The sequence below is a fragment of the Pseudomonas sp. FW305-3-2-15-C-LB1 genome, assembly GCF_058787615.1.
In genome coordinates, this window is record NZ_JBYSZX010000017.1 from 87,898 (window position 1) to 105,199 (window position 17,302).

Consider the following 17,302-nt stretch of genomic DNA (forward strand, 5'->3'; position numbering starts at 1 on the left):
TAGAATTCGCGCACTTGATAGCGTGAGGTCCTACATGAACGAGCCGATTCGTCTTACCCAGTACAGCCACGGCGCGGGGTGTGGCTGCAAGATATCGCCCCAGGTGCTGGAAGTGATCCTTGCCGGCAGCGGCGCACAGAACCTCGACCCCAAGCTGTGGGTGGGCAACGCTTCGCGTGACGATGCGGCGGTGTACGCCATCGACGACGAGCGCGGCGTGGTCTCCACCACCGACTTTTTCATGCCGATTGTCGATGATCCCTTCGATTTCGGCCGGATTGCTGCCACCAATGCCATCAGTGATATCTACGCCATGGGTGGCGATCCGCTGATGGCCATCGCCATTCTGGGCTGGCCGGTGAACGTACTGGCGCCGGAGATTGCCCGCGAAGTGATCCGCGGCGGCCGCTCGGTGTGCGACGCAGCCGGGATTCCTCTGGCGGGCGGGCATTCCATCGACGCCCCGGAGCCGATCTTCGGCCTGGCCGTGACCGGCATCGTGCAAAAGCGCCATATGAAGCGCAACGACACAGCCACCGCCGGTTGCCGGTTGTATCTCACCAAGCCCATCGGCATCGGCATCCTCACCACCGCCGAGAAGAAGGGCAAATTGCGCGAGGCGGATATCGGCCTGGCCCGGGACTGGATGTGCACCCTGAACAAGCCCGGCAGCCGTTTCGGCAAGTTGGCGGGGGTGACCGCAATGACCGATGTCACCGGTTTCGGCTTGTTGGGCCACCTGGTGGAAATGGCTGACGGCAGCGGCCTGACGGCGCGCATCGAGTACAACAAGGTCCCACGCCTGGCCGGGATCGAGGACTACCTGGACCAGGGGTGCATGCCCGGCGGCACCTTGCGCAACTTCGACAGCTATTCGAGCAAGCTCGGACGCCTGCAGGAACTGCACAAGCGCGTGCTGTGCGACCCGCAGACCAGCGGCGGCCTGTTGATCGCCGTCACGCCCGAGGGCGACGCCGAATTCCACCGCATGGCGGCTGAACTGGGCCTGGTCCTGGAACCTATCGGCGAGCTGCTCGAGCGACAGACCCACGCGGTTGAGGTGATTTGATGGCAACCGATATCACCGACTACCGCGATATTTTCCTCAATGATCGGCCAATGATGGATACCCGCGCGCCGATCGAGTTCACCAAGGGCGCGTTCCCGGGGGTGATCAACCTGCCGCTGATGACCGACGACGAACGCCAGCGCGTCGGCACCTGCTACAAGCAGCAGGGCCAGCAGGCCGCCATCGTGCTCGGGCATGAGCTGGTGTCCGGCGCTATCAAGGCCGAGCGTATCGAGCAATGGGCGCGGTTCGCCCAGGCCAACCCCGAGGGTTACCTGTACTGTTTCCGTGGCGGGCTGCGTTCGCAGATCGTGCAGCAATGGCTCAAGACCGAAGCCGGCATCGCGTATCCCCGTGTCGGTGGCGGCTACAAGGCCATGCGCACCTTTTTGCTGGAGACCGTCGAGCACGCCGCCACGCAGTGTGACTTCGTGCTGCTGGGCGGTATGACTGGCACCGGCAAGACCGAGGTGCTCGGCCAGTTGCGCAATGCCCTGGACCTGGAAGGTCATGCCAACCATCGCGGCTCCAGCTTCGGCAAACGCGCCACGGCGCAGCCGTCCAACATCGACTTCGAAAACCGCCTGGCCGTGGACCTGCTGAAAAAGCGTGCCGCGGGTATCGAGCAGTTCGTGGTCGAGGATGAGAGCCGCATGATCGGCAGTTGCGCGCTGCCGCTGGCGTTGCACAAGGGCATGCAGACGTTCCCGATGGTGTGGCTGCAGGACAGCGTAGAAGGGCGGGTCGAGCGCATCCTGCGCGACTATGTGGTGGACCTGTGCGCCGAATTTATCGAGGTGTTTGGCGACACCGGCCAGGCGCTGTTTGCCGAGCGCCTGACCCAGAGCCTGGGCAATATCCATAAACGCCTGGGCGGCGAACGCTTCCAGCGGTTGCAGGCGATCTTGCAGGCGGCCCTGGCGGAGCAGGCGCGCAGCGGTGATGTGGACCTGCATCGCGCCTGGATCGAAGGGCTTCTGCGCGAGTATTACGACCCGATGTACGCCTTCCAGCGTGAAAGCAAAGGCGCACGGATCGAGTTCGTAGGGGAGCAGGGCGCCGTGGTGGAGTATTTGCGCGAGCGCGCCCTGATCAGAGGATAGCCGCGCCGATCAACCCACACAGTACCCCCACCAACATCGTCAACCCGGCCACCGTCACCAGCACCCGCGCATCGAAGTCCTTGCGCAGCATCAGCAGTGACGGCAGGCTCACACTCGGCAGGGTCATCAGCAAGGCCACGGCCGGGCCGGTGCCCATGCCCAGGGTCATCATGGTTTGTACGATGGGGATTTCGGCAGCGGTGGGAATCACGAACAACGTGCCGACAATCGCCAGAGGCACCAGCCATGCCAGGCTGTTGGCCATGGCGCCGTCGACATGGGGGAACAGCCACACCCGCGCGGCGCCCAGGATCAGCACGGCCAGGATGTACACCGGGATCGTGCTCCAGAACAACTGCCACAGGGTCCGCAGCCAACGGCCCAGGAACGGCTGGGACTCGACCACACTGACCTCGGCCACCGCGCCCAGAGCCGCTTCCGGCACCTGGTCCGGGCGGGCGATACGTTGAGCGATCAGGGACACGCCCACCACCAGCACAATGCCCGCCACCAGCCGCAATGCGGTGAAGCCCCAACCCAGCACGAAGCCCATGAACACCAGGGTCGCCGGGTTCAGCACGGGGTTGGCGATCCAGAACGCGAGTGCCGCGCCCACCGAGACCTGCTGCCGACGCATGCCCGCCGCGACCGGTGCCGCGCAGCAACTGCACATCATCCCCGGCAGGGCGAACAGCCCGCCCCGCAGGGTCGACCCCAGCCCGGCGCGGCCGAACAGGCGCAGCAGCCAGTCGCGGGGGATCAGCACTTGCAGGAGGGAGCCCAGGATCACCGCCAGCACAGCGGCTTTCCAGATCGCCAGGAAGTACACCTGGGCGTACGCCAGCGCGGCTGCCAGGGGCGAGCTTTGCTGATCGTTGAGAATCGAGGCGCCAATGCTGTGGTTATCGGCGGCGACGAAGGCCTTGAGGTAGTAAGGCGACCACTTCACGTAGTAGAGGCCGACGCAGGCGACCAGCAGGAACAGCGCTGGTTTCCACCAGAACGACCAGCCCCGGTTGGGCTGGGTGGAGGCGAGGTTGGGCATGGTGATGATCCGCAGGTGAGTCAATAGCGGCGCATCATACGCCCTCAGCTCTCGGCGCTCACCTGGGTAGGTTCAGGGCAGGTTTCTTCGCCGTTGTTCAGGCCCTGTTTATAGTTGCGGCTCAGCAACGAGGCCTTGCCGTTGTGCCAGGTCAGCGTCAGCACATACAGCGTGTCGTAGTCGCTGCCGGACCAGTCGTCGGTGATGGTGTGTTTTTCGCCGGACGCTTCGCTCGCCACCTTGTTGATCAGCTCCGGCAGATAGCCGTGGGACCAGGCGGTGTAGATGATGGAGTTGTGGTACTTGTCTTCCACCAGCTCGTCGGCGAGGGCACTGGTGTCATTCGCGGAAAACTTGATGTTCACCGGCAGGCCGAGCTTGATCGCGCTTGGGCTGATGGTCATCAGCGGGCGAATGTAGCTGTAGGAATTGTCCAGTTCGCCTTCCTCCACATTGCGTGTCGGGTTGGCGGCGAACACGAAATTGGCCTTGCCGAACTTCTCTGGCAAAACCGTGGCCAGGTTCATCGCCCGGTTGAGGCCCTGGCAATTGAGCTGGCCCAGGCCACCGGCGGGTTTTTCACCGTGGCGCAGGAACACCAGGGTTTGCACGCCGTCAACCTGGTCGGCGTTGCTGATCCGTGACTCCAGGCTAAGATCGATAGCGCCGCCAACCAACAAGAGCGGCAACAGGATGTATGAATAGCGTTTCAGTCGTTGCACAAGGCGCAGAGGCTTGATCGTCATTGTAAGTTCGAGTCTTCATGCGTCACGTTAAGGCAGACACGCCTGGCCACTATGACGCCGGGGGCGCCTGCGGTGTTCCCTGTCGAGATAGCGAGGTGCCTCCATTCACCGCTTGAGCTCATTTAAGAGTGCATGAGGGCGTATTGGTTCGCCCTCACGGCATAATAGCTGGCGGTTGTTGCGTATTGATGACCCATGCAGGACGCTCGCCGGATGACTATCATGGGGGCTTTCAGCACACACACAGGGCTTCCCGATGAACCCACTCGCTGCTTTCCCGATCAACAGCAAATGGCCTGCCCAGCATCCAGAGCGCCTGCAACTGTATTCGCTGCCGACCCCCAACGGGGTAAAAGTGTCGATCATGCTCGAAGAGCTCTGCCTGCCTTATGAAGCGCACAAGGTCAGCTTCGAGACCCAGGACCAACTCTCTCCCGAGTTCCTGTCGCTGAACCCCAACAACAAGATCCCCGCGATCATCGACCCCAATGGCCCCAGCGGCCAGCCGCTGGCGTTGTTCGAGTCCGGCGCGATCCTGATCTACCTGGCGGAAAAAACCAGCCAGTTGCTCTCCGAGGACCCGGCGACACGTTATGAAACCATTCAATGGCTGATGTTCCAGATGGGCGGTATCGGCCCGATGTTCGGCCAGTTGGGCTTCTTCAACAAATTTGCCGGCAAGGCCTACGAAGACAAACGCCCGCGCGACCGTTACGCCGCCGAATCCCGGCGCCTGCTGGACGTGCTGGAAAAACGCCTGCTGGGCCGTACGTGGATCATGGGCGACGAGTACAGCATCGCCGACATCGCCACCTTTCCGTGGGTCCGCAACCTGATCGGCTTCTACGAATCCGGTGACCTTGTAGGCATTGCCGACTTTCCCAATGTACTGCGCGCTCTGGACGGTTTCGTCGCACGGCCGGCGGTGATCCGTGGCCTTAATATTCCGAGTTGAAGCATGCCGACTTTCGATTTCAAACAGCTGGACGTGTTCAGCCGCGTGGCGCTCAAAGGCAACCCGCTGGCGGTGGTGTTTGGCGCCGACAGCCTGAGCGACCAACAGATGGCGGACTTCGCCAATTGGACCAACCTCAGTGAAACCACGTTTTTACTGACGCCGCGTGATCCTCGGGCTGACTACCGGGTGCGAATTTTCACCACCTTGACGGAGCTGCCTTTTGCTGGACACCCGACGCTGGGCAGTTGTTATGCCTGGCTGCAGGCAGGTGGTATTCCCAAGGGCGAGGAGATAATCCAGGAGTGCGAAATCGGCCTGGTGCGTATCCGTCGCCAAGGCGATGAACTGGCATTTATCGCGCCGCCGTTATTGCGCGCCGGTGCCGTGGACGCGCCGTTGCTGGAGCGCGTGCGCCTGGGCTTGGGCCTGGAGCCCGGGGCCATCGTGCGCAGCCAGTGGGTGGACAATGGCGCTGGCTGGCTCGCGGTAATGCTGGCAGACCGTGACCAGGTCCTGGCGTTGCAGCCGGACTATTCGCAACTGCTGGGGCTGGCCGTGGGCGTGATCGCCCCCTGTGACGGCGGGCGCGACGATGTGGACACGCAATTTGAGGTGCGTGCCTTTATCGCAGGCGATGGCGCGCAGGAAGACCCGGCCACCGGCAGCTTGAATGCGGGGCTTGCGCAATGGTTGCTCGGCGAGGGCCTGGCCCCCGAGCGCTATGTGGTCAGCCAGGGCACGGCAATTGGCCGGGCAGGGCGGATCCGCGTTGAGCGCCAGGGCACTGAAATATGGATGGGTGGCGCCGTGTCGGTGTGCATCGACGGGCGTGTACAGCTTTAGATCAATAAATTATTACCGCCCCCGCAATACACTATTGGCCCCTCGGCGTTTGTGCTGCCGGGGCCTGGGGGCATAAGCTTTCGCCCCAAAGATTTTCTGCCTTGCAATAGGACCACCATGACCAGCCAGTTCCCCCAAGCCCGCCCACGCCGCCTGCGCCGCTCCCCGGAGCTGCGTGGCCTGTTCCAGGAAAGCGAATTCACCCTCAACGACCTGGTGCTGCCGATCTTCGTCGAAGAAGAAATCGATGACTTCGTGCCAATCACCAGCATGCCGGGCGTGCAGCGCATCCCTGAGAAGAAACTGGCCGGCGAGATCGAGCGCTATGCCCGTGCCGGCATCAAGTCGGTGATGACCTTCGGCGTGTCCCACCACCTGGATGCCAGCGGCAGCGACACCTGGAAGGAACGCGGCCTGGTCTCGCGCATGTCGTCGATCATCAAGGACGCTGTGCCGGAAATGATCGTGATGTCCGACACCTGCTTCTGCGAATACACCGACCATGGCCACTGCGGTGTGATGCACGGCGCCCATGTCGACAACGACGCGACGCTGGTCAACCTCGGCAAGCAGGCCGTGGCCGCCGCGCGTGCCGGTGCCGATGTCATTGCCCCTTCGGCGGCGATGGACGGCCAGGTCCAGGCGATCCGCCGCGCCCTGGATGATGCGGGCTTCACCCATATCCCGATCATGGCCTACTCGACCAAATTCGCCTCGGCCCTCTACGGACCGTTCCGCGAAGCTGGCGGCAGCGCGCTCAAGGGCGACCGCAAGAGCTACCAGATGAACCCGATGAACCGCCGCGAAGCCGTACGCGAATCGCTGCTGGATGAACAGGAAGGCGCGGATGCGCTGATGGTCAAGCCGGCCGGTGCCTACCTCGACATCATCCGCGACATCCGCGAAGCCTCGCGCCTGCCGGTGGCGGCGTACCAGGTCAGCGGCGAGTACGCGATGATCAAGTTCGGCGCCCAGGCCGGGGCGATTGATGAGGACCGTGTGGTGCGTGAAACCTTGGGCTCGATCAAGCGCGCGGGTGCGGACTTGATCTTCACCTACTTCGCGATGGACCTGGCGTTGGCGGGGATCTAGAACCACAACAGGTAAAATGTGGGAGGGGGCTTGCGCCCTCCCACATCAACAATGCCCGGCCCATCGTCGCCCAAGGAAGCCCCATGTATTCAAGCCGCCTGATCCTGTGCCTTGCCACTTTGCTGGTACTGGCCGGTTGCTCCACCACGCGCAACCCGCAACAGCCGCAGCGCAGCGAGGCCGAGGTGAAAGCGCAGATCGTGCGCCTGCTGCCGGCCAAGGTGGCTGACCGCGAGGGCTGGGCCCAGGACATCTACACGGCCTTTGACACCCAGAACATCTACCCCAGCACGGAAAACATCTGCGCCGTGCTGGCGGTGACCGAGCAGGAGTCGACCTATCAGGTCGACCCACCGGTGCCAGACATGGGCAAGATCGCCCAGGACGAAATCCTGCGGCGTGCCGGCAAAGTCCATGTGCCGGCGTTTGTCGTGCGCAGCGCCCTGCAACTGCGTTCGCCCAGCGGCAAGACCTACGCCGACCGCCTCAATGCTGCGCGCACGGAGAAGGACCTGAGTGGCATCTTCGATGACTTCATCAGCATGGTGCCCCTGGGCAACACGTTGTTTGGTGGTTTCAACCCGGTGCATACCGCAGGCCCGATGCAGGTGAGTATCGACTTTGCGCAGAAGCAGGCGCGGGGTTATCCCTACACGGTGGATGGCACAATTCGTCGCGAAGTCTTCACCCGTCGTGGCGGCATGTACTTCGGCATCGCGCACTTGCTGGGTTACCCGGTGAGCTACGATCGGCCGCTGTATCGCTTTGCCGATTTCAATGCCGGGTGGTACGCCAGCCGTAATGCCGCGTTCCAGGCTGCCGTCAGCCGTGCTTCGGGCACCGAGCTGGCCCTGGACGGAGATCTGATTCGCTACGACTCGCTGCTGCCCGGCACCACCGAGCTGGCGGTGCGTTCATTGGGGGCCAGGCTGGACATGCGCAACCCCAGCATCCGCAGCCAGCTGGAGCAGGGCGAGCAATTGGATTTCGAGGACACCACCCTCTACAAGCGCGTATTTGCCCTGGCGGACAAGGCCGCCGGCAAGCCGATGCCACGGGCCATCCTGCCGGGCATCGTGCTCAAGAGCCCCAAGATCACCCGTAACCTGACCACGGCGTGGTTTGCCCAGCGGGTCGACGAGCGTTATCAGCGCTGCCTGAAGCGCTGATCAGCGTTGAGGTGAGCAAGCCCGCTCGCCACAGGTTCGCACCATCAGAGGAACGAGCTTTGTTCGCCGTTGATCGCCCGTGCGCGGGACTGATCCTTGGGTGAGCAGCCTGCCACGGCCAGGGCTGCCAGCAGGAACAGGAGATAGGATTTTGGCTTGCCGTCCAGATGGCGCATTGCGGTTCCTTGGGAGGTATGGGGGAATTTGACGGCGATTAAAGCGGTGCCGCAGACGCGAGGTTGAAGGGTAAAGAAAAGGCCTGGTTTTCGTGGAACCAGGCCCTTTCCATGTTGCTCTTTGAATCAGTTGCGTTCGAGCGCCAGGGCTACCCCCTGGCCGCCACCGATGCACAGCGTCGCCAGGCCTTTCTTGGCATCACGCTTGATCATTTCATGCAGCAGCGTCACCAGCACGCGGCAGCCCGAGGCGCCAATCGGGTGGCCGATGGCGATGGCGCCGCCGTTGACGTTGACCTTGTCGGCGTCCCATTCCAGCTCTTTGCCCACCGCCAGGGATTGCGCGGCGAAGGCTTCGTTGGCTTCGATCAGGTCCAGGTCGCCCAGGCTCCAACCGGCTTTGTCCAGGCAGCGGCGGGTGGCCGACACCGGGCCGATGCCCATGATCGCCGGGTCGACGCCGGCGTTGGCGTAGCTGGCAATGCGCGCCAGCACTGGCAGGCCGAGGGCCTTGGCCTTGTCGGCGTTCATCAGCAGCACCGCGGCGGCGCCGTCGTTGAGACTGGAGGCGTTGCCGGCGGTGACGCTGCCGTCTTTCTTGAACGCCGGTTTCAGCTTGCCCAGGGATTCGGCGGTGGTGCCGGCGCGGGGTTGTTCATCGACGGCGAAGGCCACCGGGTCGCCTTTGCGCTGGGGGATCAGGATCGGTGTGATCTCATCGACAAAGCGGCCCGCTTCAATAGCAGCGGCGGCTTTTTGCTGGGATGCGGCGGCGAACGCGTCCTGGGCTTCGCGGCTGATGCCGTACTTGTCCACCAGGTTCTCGGCGGTGATGCCCATGTGGTAGTCGTTGAACGCGTCCCACAGGCCATCGGTGATCATGCTGTCGATCATTTTGGCATGGCCCATGCGCAAACCGGTGCGCGCGGCGGGCAGTACGTACGGAGCCAGGCTCATGTTCTCCATGCCGCCGGCGATGATCACGTCGGCGTCACCGCAACGGATGGCCTGGGCGCCCAGGTGCAGGGCCTTGAGGCCCGAGCCGCAAACCTTGTTCAAGGTCAGGCTGGGCACCGCGTGGGGCAGGCCGGCCAGGATCGACGCCTGGCGCGCCGGGTTCTGGCCTGAGCCTGCGGTGAGGACCTGGCCGAGGATCACTTCATCCACTTCGGCCGGGTCCAGGCCGGTCTGCTCCAGCAGGCGACGGATCACGGCGGCGCCCAGTTCCGGTGCCGGAATGTTCGCCAGCGAACCCTGGAAGCTGCCCACGGCGGTACGGGTGGCAGCAACAATCACGACGTCTTGCATGGAATCTGTCCTCACTGGAAGTGCATTTCTGGAACGTGGTCCGGGACGATCAGTTTACCGGCGGTCTTGCGTACAATCTCTTCAACGCTGACGCCAGGTGCGCGTTCCTTGAGGACAAAAGCGCCATTTTCGATTTCCAGGTACGCCAGGTCCGTCAGTACACGCTTGATGCAGTTGGCGCCGGTCAGCGGCAGGCTGCATTGGCTGAGCAACTTGGACTCACCGTCCTTGGAGGCATGGGTCATGATCACGATGATGTTTTCTGCACCGGCCACCAGGTCCATGGCGCCGCCCATGCCCTTGACCAGCTTGCCGGGGATCATCCACGAGGCGATGTTGCCTTGTACGTCGACTTCAAATGCGCCGAGTACAGTGAGGTCGACGTGGCCGCCGCGGATCATCGCGAAGGACTCGGCGGACGAGAAGATCGACGCGCCGATACGCGCGGTCACGGTCTGCTTGCCGGCGTTGATCATGTCGGCGTCGATGGTGTCTTCGGTCGGAAACGGGCCCATGCCGAGCAGGCCGTTTTCCGATTGCAGCATCACTTCCATGCCTTCCGGAATGTAGTTGGCCACCAGGGTCGGAATGCCGATGCCCAGGTTGACGTAGAAACCGTCCTGCATTTCGCGGGCGACGCGTTGAGCCATTTGTTCGCGGGTGAGAGCCATTTTATGTGTCCTTATTGTTCGGGCTGGGGGCGGATTATTTGCGTACGGTGCGCTGTTCGATGCGCTTCTCGAACGTGCCGCAGATGATCCGGTCGACGTAGATGCCAGGGGTGTGGATCTGCGCCGGGTCCAGCTCGCCCGGTTCGACGATTTCTTCGACTTCGACCACGGTGATCTTGCCGGCGGTGGCAGCCAGCGGGTTGAAGTTCTGGGCGGTGTGGCGGTAGATGACGTTGCCGAAGTGGTCGGCTTTCCAGCCTTTGACGATGGCGAAGTCGCCGGTGATGGATTCTTCCATCAGGTACGCACGACCATTGAATTCACGGGTTTCCTTGCCTTCGGCCACCGGAGTGCCGACGCCGGTGGCGGTGAAGAAGGCCGGGATGCCGGCGCCGCCCGCGCGCATTTTTTCGGCCAGGGTGCCCTGGGGGGTCAGCACCACTTCGATTTCGCCGCTGAGCAACTGCTTCTCGAACAGGGCGTTTTCACCCACGTAGGAAGCGATCACCTTGCTGATCTGCTTCTGCTCCAGCAGCACGCCCAGGCCGAAGCCGTCGACGCCGCAGTTGTTGGATACCACGGTGAGGTCGCGGGTGCCTTTGCGCTTGATCTCGGCAATGAGGTTTTCCGGAATGCCGCACAGGCCAAAACCGCCGGAGAGTACGGTCATGCCGTCTTCCAGGCCCGCCAGTGCTTCCTCGTAGGACGCCACGCGTTTATCGAAACCTGCCATATGCACCTCTTTTATTGTTTGTGGGCCAGCCAATGAACCGAGTGTTGCTCCGACGGATTGATTTGTTAAGTTGTTTTTTAAGGTTGATTGATTTAAAAAACAGCATAGTCGCCTGGCCATTTGGAGTAGCGTCATGACAGTTAAACAGATGCGCGCGTTTCTCGCCGTGGCCCAGAGCCTGAGTTTCGCCGCCGCCTGCGAACGCCTGCACCTTTCCCAGTCGGCACTGAGCTTGACCATCAAGGGCCTGGAAGAAGGCCTGGGCGGGCGCCTGTTCAGCCGTAATACGCGCAACGTCGCGTTGACACCCGAGGGGGAATCCCTGCTGCCTTTGGCGCGCCGCTTGATTGCCGACTGGGACAACACCGAGGACGAACTGCGCCAGCGCTTCACCCTGCAACGCGGGCGGGTCACGGTGGCGGCGATGCCATCGTTCGCGGGCAACTTGCTACCGCCGATCCTGAAGATATTCCGCGCGCGTTACCCTCAGGTGAATGTCACCGTGCACGACTTGATCAACGAGCAGGTGCTGGAAATGGTGCGCGACCGCCAGGTGGAGCTGGGCGTGGCGTTCGAGCCTTCAGACGGTTCGTCGCTGGCGTTCACGCCGTTGTACCTGGATCGCTTCATTGCCGTGGTGCCGGGGGATTCGCCGTTGGTCGAGCTTGATGAAATCGACTGGAAAACCTTGCTGGAGCAGCCGTTCATCACGTTGCAGCGACCTTCGACGGTGCGGGTGATGCTGGAGGAGCATCTGGGGGCGCGGCAGATGAAGTTGCCGGTGGCGCTGGAAAGCCATCAACTGGCGACTGTAGGCAAGATGGTAGCGACGGGGTTGGGTGTCAGCGCCGTCCCCGCATTGTGCGCGCGGCAGATGGAGGAGGCGGGGGCTCATTGCATCACCTTGACCGATCCTGTCATTGAACGACCGATTGGGGTGCTGACCAAACCCGGCCATGAACTCTCGGCGGCAGCGCAGGTGTTGTTTGATATCTTTTGCGACGAAGCGAAGAAGGGACGATTTCCCGCAGTGTTGTAGAGCCGAAATTAAAAAGCCCGCTCGAATCAACAAGCAGGCTTAAATGTTTAATGCGGTGTTATCAGCAGTATCTATCAATCACTTTAACTTGCGATTGGCCCTTGAGATTCTGCCATTCGGTATTAAGTGTGTGGAAGACCTGCTCGATAAAGTTGCGATCGGCGGCTGCTTTCTTGCCGACATAACCCTGGCCACGGCGGTACATCTTCAGGCGCGCCGCCAGTTCACGGTTATTGCGGTCGAACTCGGCTTCTTCGGTGTGGGGCGCCAGGCAGTCAATTTGCACTTCGCCCGATTTGCCAATCCACAGGATATGGTCGTCGAGTGTGTCTTTCTGCGCTGCGAACATCTCAGCCAATTCATCGATAGTTGGTTGGTTGTTCAGATTCATGTGTAAGCCCCTTGACCAGTTGGCGATCTATCAGTTGGTTCGTTAATACTTCGTAAGTTGTCTCCGGTTGCGAAAACCGGGCGTCAGCGACGGTCTGCCGAATACGGGCAGGGTCTTGAACCTGATGCATGTAGTCTTGCTGATGAACTGCTACGCAATGCATTCATAACGAAGACAAGCCGCATTTGAGCGCCTTGTACCGAGCCCTTAGGGCCGGTCAGCTTCATCAATCTGCCTTGTGGGCAGTGCACATCCGGAAAAAACAGCTCGGCGGTCAGACGAGCTTGTTCAAAACGCTTGTTGCCAACGCTCCCGATCCGGGAGACGTCTCGATAATGCAAGGACAAAATGGTTACGTCAACGCTTATGTAGTGATTATTTTTGATCACTACATAAATTGCCGTGGGGACGGGAGAATGCGGGAAAACGTGACTTGGGCGTCATTTTCTGGCGTGTCGGGTCGTTGAGCTTGCCATCATCATTCCTGCACTGTAGGTGTATCGAACGAAGGGTGCTTTGACAGAAGATGAAGCCACTCCATTTGGAACCAGGGTGTGAATTGCGCTGGGGATTCTGAAAGCCGGGCGGAGATTTCAGCGCGAGTCCACCATTTGATCTCACTGATTTCTTCTGCATCCGGGATGACCGCCGCGTCAGACTGAGCAACCAGTACATGACAAAACTCGTGCTCCGCACCGATCGAACCATAGCGAGCATGATATTCAAAACTGTACAGAAACCGGCACGAGGCAGAAATGCCCAGTTCTTCGCGCAGACGACGAGATGCGGCATCCGTAACCGTTTCGCCGGGTGCCGGATGGCTGCAGCAGGCATTCGACCAGAAACCTGGCCAAAGCATTTTACCGGCAGCACGACGTTGAAGTAGATGACGCCCGGCGCTGTCGATCAGATGGACCGAAAAGGCGCGATGAAGCTGACCCGCTCCCAGGTGTGCGGCACGTTTGTCACACACACCGACTTGCACGTCTTGTGCGTCAACTAACACTACAAGATCGATCATTCTGAGTTTCCTCCGGTGCAATGTACGGCGCTCCGCCGTTCTACTCACGTTCAGGGGCTTGTCCCCAGGCGCTGACAAATGTCAATGCAGTGTCGGTGAATGTTGGATCGGCGCGCAGCTGGGTCATTGCTTCCAGGTCATCCTGGGTGAGTAACCCAAGTTTCAGCAGCGCCGGCCCAGCCTGTAGGGTAGTTGAGGCCCAGAATGTATCGGCGGGGCTGTTGTCGCCGATTCGGCCCTCAAAGAGGCGATGCTCTACGTTGGTGAGTCCCCTGTCACGCAATCGGGCAGGGAGCGTATCGGCCCAGAGCATGTCGGAACCAATGGACTTTGTCAGAAGTGTGATTCCGGCTTGGGCGACCTTTCGGAACAATGGGTGCGAGGTTTTCAAGCTCGGCTGCAGGCTCACGTCTTCGATCACCAACCAGCCACCAGGACGAAGCCAGGTGATGGCGCGCGTCAATATGTCTTCCCGTTGGGGGAGGTGGCACAGGAGCGCCCTGGCGTGTACCACATCAAAAGAGGCCACAGGAAAGTCATCGGTGACGGCATTGTGGGTAAGCACCTTTATGCCGGGAATATCGGTGAGGAATCGGGTATCGATATCGGTCGCCGTGACTGCCGCGTCAGGGTATCGCTGGGTCAGCCAGCCAGTGAACGAACCCGCACCGGCGCCGAGTTCAAGGATGTCAGGCTTGCACGGAAGGTTGAGCAGGTCGAAAACCGTTTGGCTTTGTGGGTCAAAGGCGCATTCGAGCGTGCGCAGGCGTACCAATTGGCCGGCGTGCTGGTCGCCGAGATAGCTGTCGGTGTAGCCGGGGGCGGCAGTGGTCATAGAACAACCTCCAGTCGGTCGGGGCAACGGTTCAGGAAACCTTGTTCCGAGGGCTGGAACCCTGGCGCCCAGCGCACGTCTGGAAAGGTCTGTAGCAGCATGCGAGCGCCGAGCGTGATTTCCATCCGCGCCAGCATGGATCCCAGGCAGAAGTGACGCCCTGCGCCAAACGCGAAATGATTTGTTGCCTGATCGGTGCGCGACAAGCTGAAGGTATCCGGGTCGGTGTATTGAGCCGGATCACGGTTGGCCGACCCGATCAGGCAGGCCAGGGTTGCACCAGAAGGAATCGTTCCCGACGGCAGCTGCAGCGCTTCGCGGGCCTCGCGGAGTACGAGTTGCAAAGGAGGATTGCGTCGCAAGGTTTCGGTGAGCGCAGTGTCCATCAAGTCGGGATCAGCCATCACGGCGTCTTTGACGCCGGGTTCGCTCAGCAGGTTGACAATGAGATTCGCCAGTGCGCCGTGACTGGTCTCGCTACCTGCAGTCATCAGAATTGCGCAGTAAGCCCGGACGAAGGTTTCGGGCAATGGTTGGCCGTCAATCTCTGCCGCCAGGAGCTGCGAGATCAAATCATCTGCAGGTTCAGCGCGGCGGGCGTCGATGTGTGGCTGGATGAAATCGTAGAAATCGTCTCGGTTGGACAACCCTCCGGTTAACTGGGCCGGGTCCTGTCGATAGTTGCCCATGTAAGCAAAGCCGATCGCGCACCAGCGCTTCAGCCGCGCTACCTCCTCGCTGGTGTCAGCCGGCAGGCCCAGTGCGTGAGCCATCACCCGCACTGGCAGTGCTGCGGTGAAGTCGGCGATAAGGTCCACCTGGGTACGGCCATGCATGCGTGCCAGCAGGTCAGAGGTGACCGAGATGATGGATGCTTCAAGCGAGGCAAGGGCTTGGCTGCGAAACGATGGGCTGAGCAGTGCACGGTGCTGAGCGTGTTCACAGCCGTCCATCGCCACGAGAGTGTGCCCCAGCAGCGGCCCAATCTGCCAGGTGTAGTTATTGTTGCTGGCTTGCGGATGCGTCAATGCAGCTTTGACATCCACATACCGGCTGACCAGCCATACGTCCGTGGGCTCGTCGTAGGTGATCGGTAGAGTGGTACGTAAACGTTCATACAAGGGATAGGGGTCGATTTCGAACTGCCTGGATTTCAGCGTTGGCGGCGTGAGTGTCAGGTCCACTGTCCGGTTGGCCTGCGTTGTAGTGCCGGTGGTGTGCAGGTGGTAGCGAGAAACGGTCTGGTGCCAGTCACCCGCTGCCCGTACAACCTGTCGCAGCCGGTCCGGCTCGGTTGCGGCGGATGGCAGGTGATTGGCTGGCCGAGCGGCGACAGCCGTGAACGCCGCGACCGCGTTGACCACCATCTGATGTGCAGATTCGATCGCGGCAGGCCATTCCATGCCTGCGGTGTCCGCCAGTATCGATACCAGGTTGAAGTGCTCACCACACACCACATCTTTGGCAATCGAATGGATATCGTTCGTCCAGGCGATGATATCGGCACTGTGTTCGCGCAGTGTGTTCCACCATTCGACGTCCGCTGAATGCTGGTAGGGATCGAGCGTTTCGGCGGCATCTATCAGATCAAAAAAGAACAGTGCGCCGAACGAATCTCGGCGCAATGGCAGATATTCGGCCAGCGCGAGCACCGCGTCGGTTTCGCGCATTCGCACTAGCGTCACCTGGGCGCGCAGATGTCGGATCAGGTGCTGCGTGAGCCGTTGCCGCCAACCGTCGCTACCCCAGTGTCTGGTTCGTGGCCACAGATCGTTGGCCAGGACAGCCAGCATCGGATCATCAAAACAACTCATTTCACTGAGGGGATGCGTGCCATCGTTCTCGGTCACTGCCTGCACTGCGGTGACGAATCGCTCCAATTCACCGTTTTCCGCCCATGGCCCGTCGTCAATCCGATCATCCAGCGTGAGCGCCCACAGATACCAGCACACCAGCGTCTCGGCTCGGTGTGTGGGGGCTTTTCCGCACAACGCCATCCCCAACTCGAGCAGCGGCGTGGTGCTTAACCTATGCGCACCGCGTCGACCGATCAAGCCATGTTGCTGTGCCCAAGCGAGAGCGTGCGCCTTTAACTGATCGTTGTCGGAACGTGGCGGCGGACCGGCAAAAGGAAGCCGAATCTCTGGAATGATCAGTGATGTCGGTGGTAAATGACGGCCGTGGCGGACACGGGGGCCGCCTTCGCGGTGTACCGTTGGCATGGTGCTCTACCTTGAATTAAGTTTTTATAAGGAACATTTGACGGCAACACCTGAGCGGTTCCGTTTTCTGCGAAATGGAAGGCTTGGAGGGTGTTTCTGAGCCACTGGAGCGGTCAGCGCGTGTTTGGAGGTTGGGGATCGTTCGTTGGCGGGGGGGGGTGTAAGGCGTTCGAGATTGAGCCATGGCCTGGAGTATCAGCCATAGAACGTCCCCGTGTTATATACGCAAAAAACTCCATTGTTCGGCCAGCCCGGCTATTCAGACCGCCTGACTTTACTGGAGGACGAAACGCTCAAGATGTAGGAGTTAACTGTGGTCAGCACAGGAAACGGCTCGCGTAGCGGGCATAAAACGCAACCACGGAGCTTTCGGTATGTATACCGCGTGTGCCGCCTCGTTGCGGCACACGCCTTCGCGGTCTCTACTCGCCGCGGATGTACTGCTCCAGCTGTTTGATCAGGTCAGCCTGGTCGGCGATGGCTTCCTTGACCAGGTCGCCGATGGACAGCAGCCCCAACAGCTTGCCGTCTTCGACCACGGGCAGGTGGCGCAGGTGACTGTCGGTCATGATGTTCATACACTCATCGACCTTTTTATGGGTGTCGACGGTGATCACCGGGGAGCTCATCACTTCATGGACCTTGGTGGTGACCGACGACAGCCCCTTGAGCATGATTTTGCGGGCGTAATCACGCTCGCTGATGATCCCGACCACTACGTCATCCTGGACCACCGGCAAGGCCCCGACGTTTTTCTCCGACATCCGCACCAAGGCTTCAAACACGGTGTGGTCGTGTTTGATGACATGCACTTCCTGGTTTTTCTGGTCCTTGGCTTTGAGCACTTCTGCAACGGTCTTCATGGCGGCCACTCCGGTGTT

Annotated in this window: 18 protein-coding genes; 7 read left to right on the plus strand and 11 right to left on the minus strand. The window is 61.1% G+C overall.

The window, feature by feature from the left end; genetic code table 11:
* The first annotated feature begins 34 nt into the window (after positions 1 to 34).
* On the plus strand, positions 35 to 1,069 hold the full coding sequence (selD, locus tag AC3WP7_RS25300) for a selenide, water dikinase SelD (protein WP_071489670.1): 1,035 nt from the start codon (positions 35 to 37) through the stop codon (positions 1,067 to 1,069).
* Entirely contained in the window at positions 1,069 to 2,172 is a 1,104-nt protein-coding gene (mnmH, locus tag AC3WP7_RS25305) for a tRNA 2-selenouridine(34) synthase MnmH (protein WP_102592940.1), read from the plus strand. The genes selD and mnmH overlap by 1 nt, the downstream gene beginning before the upstream one ends.
* Here the strand turns inward: mnmH and AC3WP7_RS25310 are convergent.
* Both AC3WP7_RS25310 and AC3WP7_RS25315 read right to left on the minus strand, forming a co-directional pair.
* Positions 2,162 to 3,217 (minus strand): permease, encoded by a 1,056-nt coding sequence (locus AC3WP7_RS25310; RefSeq protein ID WP_093529032.1) that lies wholly within the window; start codon positions 3,215 to 3,217, stop codon positions 2,162 to 2,164. The two genes, mnmH and AC3WP7_RS25310, sit on opposite strands and share 11 nt — an antisense overlap.
* A gap of 44 nt (positions 3,218 to 3,261) precedes the next feature.
* On the minus strand, positions 3,262 to 3,963 hold the full coding sequence (locus AC3WP7_RS25315; RefSeq protein WP_071489668.1) for a histidine phosphatase family protein: 702 nt from the start codon (positions 3,961 to 3,963) through the stop codon (positions 3,262 to 3,264).
* 256 nt (positions 3,964 to 4,219) lie between these two features.
* Between AC3WP7_RS25315 and AC3WP7_RS25320 the strand changes: the two genes are divergently transcribed.
* From AC3WP7_RS25320 to AC3WP7_RS25335, 4 genes are all read left to right on the plus strand, one after another.
* A complete protein-coding gene (locus AC3WP7_RS25320; RefSeq protein WP_102592939.1) occupies positions 4,220 to 4,918 on the plus strand; it encodes a glutathione S-transferase N-terminal domain-containing protein in 699 nt (232 codons plus the stop codon).
* 3 nt (positions 4,919 to 4,921) lie between these two features.
* Positions 4,922 to 5,764: a PhzF family phenazine biosynthesis protein gene (locus AC3WP7_RS25325; RefSeq protein WP_102592938.1), complete on the plus strand. Its 843-nt coding sequence runs from the start codon at positions 4,922 to 4,924 to the stop codon at positions 5,762 to 5,764.
* A 117-nt stretch (positions 5,765 to 5,881) separates the two neighbouring features.
* Positions 5,882 to 6,856, plus strand: coding sequence for a porphobilinogen synthase (hemB, locus tag AC3WP7_RS25330; RefSeq protein ID WP_092249679.1), 975 nt, complete (start codon positions 5,882 to 5,884; stop codon positions 6,854 to 6,856).
* A gap of 83 nt (positions 6,857 to 6,939) precedes the next feature.
* Entirely contained in the window at positions 6,940 to 8,025 is a 1,086-nt protein-coding gene (locus AC3WP7_RS25335) for a DUF1615 domain-containing protein (RefSeq protein ID WP_093127194.1), read from the plus strand.
* A gap of 44 nt (positions 8,026 to 8,069) precedes the next feature.
* On the opposite strand, the gene AC3WP7_RS25340 is transcribed toward AC3WP7_RS25335, so the two are convergent.
* The 4 genes from AC3WP7_RS25340 to AC3WP7_RS25355 all read right to left on the minus strand — a co-directional run bounded on the left by AC3WP7_RS25340 (position 8,070) and on the right by AC3WP7_RS25355 (position 10,913).
* Positions 8,070 to 8,201 (minus strand): hypothetical protein, encoded by a 132-nt coding sequence (locus AC3WP7_RS25340; RefSeq protein ID WP_256575431.1) that lies wholly within the window; start codon positions 8,199 to 8,201, stop codon positions 8,070 to 8,072.
* 126 nt (positions 8,202 to 8,327) lie between these two features.
* Positions 8,328 to 9,509 carry an acetyl-CoA C-acetyltransferase gene (locus AC3WP7_RS25345; RefSeq protein WP_092249684.1) on the minus strand — a complete coding sequence of 394 codons (1,182 nt, stop codon included), beginning with the start codon at positions 9,507 to 9,509 and terminating at the stop codon, positions 8,328 to 8,330.
* Positions 9,510 to 9,520: 11 nt separating this feature from the next.
* The gene (locus tag AC3WP7_RS25350) at positions 9,521 to 10,180 is read right to left on the minus strand and encodes a CoA transferase subunit B (protein WP_092249687.1); all 660 of its coding nucleotides are present in this window, start codon (positions 10,178 to 10,180) and stop codon (positions 9,521 to 9,523) included.
* A gap of 34 nt (positions 10,181 to 10,214) precedes the next feature.
* Positions 10,215 to 10,913, minus strand: coding sequence for a CoA transferase subunit A (locus tag AC3WP7_RS25355; RefSeq protein WP_102592937.1), 699 nt, complete (start codon positions 10,911 to 10,913; stop codon positions 10,215 to 10,217).
* A 133-nt stretch (positions 10,914 to 11,046) separates the two neighbouring features.
* Here AC3WP7_RS25355 and AC3WP7_RS25360 point away from each other — a divergent pair, with 133 nt between their 5' ends.
* Complete coding sequence (locus AC3WP7_RS25360) at positions 11,047 to 11,952, plus strand: LysR family transcriptional regulator (protein ID WP_071489662.1); 906 nt, start codon at positions 11,047 to 11,049, stop codon at positions 11,950 to 11,952.
* A 61-nt stretch (positions 11,953 to 12,013) separates the two neighbouring features.
* Here the strand turns inward: AC3WP7_RS25360 and AC3WP7_RS25365 are convergent, their stop codons facing one another.
* From AC3WP7_RS25365 to AC3WP7_RS25385, 5 genes are all read right to left on the minus strand, one after another.
* Complete coding sequence (locus AC3WP7_RS25365; RefSeq protein ID WP_025854475.1) at positions 12,014 to 12,343, minus strand: hypothetical protein; 330 nt, start codon at positions 12,341 to 12,343, stop codon at positions 12,014 to 12,016.
* 478 nt (positions 12,344 to 12,821) lie between these two features.
* Positions 12,822 to 13,364 (minus strand): isopentenyl-diphosphate Delta-isomerase, encoded by a 543-nt coding sequence (gene idi, locus AC3WP7_RS25370; RefSeq protein ID WP_092249690.1) that lies wholly within the window; start codon positions 13,362 to 13,364, stop codon positions 12,822 to 12,824.
* Positions 13,365 to 13,404: 40 nt separating this feature from the next.
* Positions 13,405 to 14,199 (minus strand): class I SAM-dependent methyltransferase, encoded by a 795-nt coding sequence (locus AC3WP7_RS25375; RefSeq protein WP_092249693.1) that lies wholly within the window; start codon positions 14,197 to 14,199, stop codon positions 13,405 to 13,407.
* Positions 14,196 to 16,421, minus strand: coding sequence for a cytochrome P450 (locus AC3WP7_RS25380; RefSeq protein WP_102592936.1), 2,226 nt, complete (start codon positions 16,419 to 16,421; stop codon positions 14,196 to 14,198). Before AC3WP7_RS25380 ends, AC3WP7_RS25375 begins: the two co-directional genes overlap by 4 nt.
* 422 nt (positions 16,422 to 16,843) lie before the next feature.
* On the minus strand, positions 16,844 to 17,284 hold the full coding sequence (locus AC3WP7_RS25385) for a CBS domain-containing protein (RefSeq protein WP_071489660.1): 441 nt from the start codon (positions 17,282 to 17,284) through the stop codon (positions 16,844 to 16,846).
* Between the last annotated feature and the right edge of the window lie 18 nt (positions 17,285 to 17,302).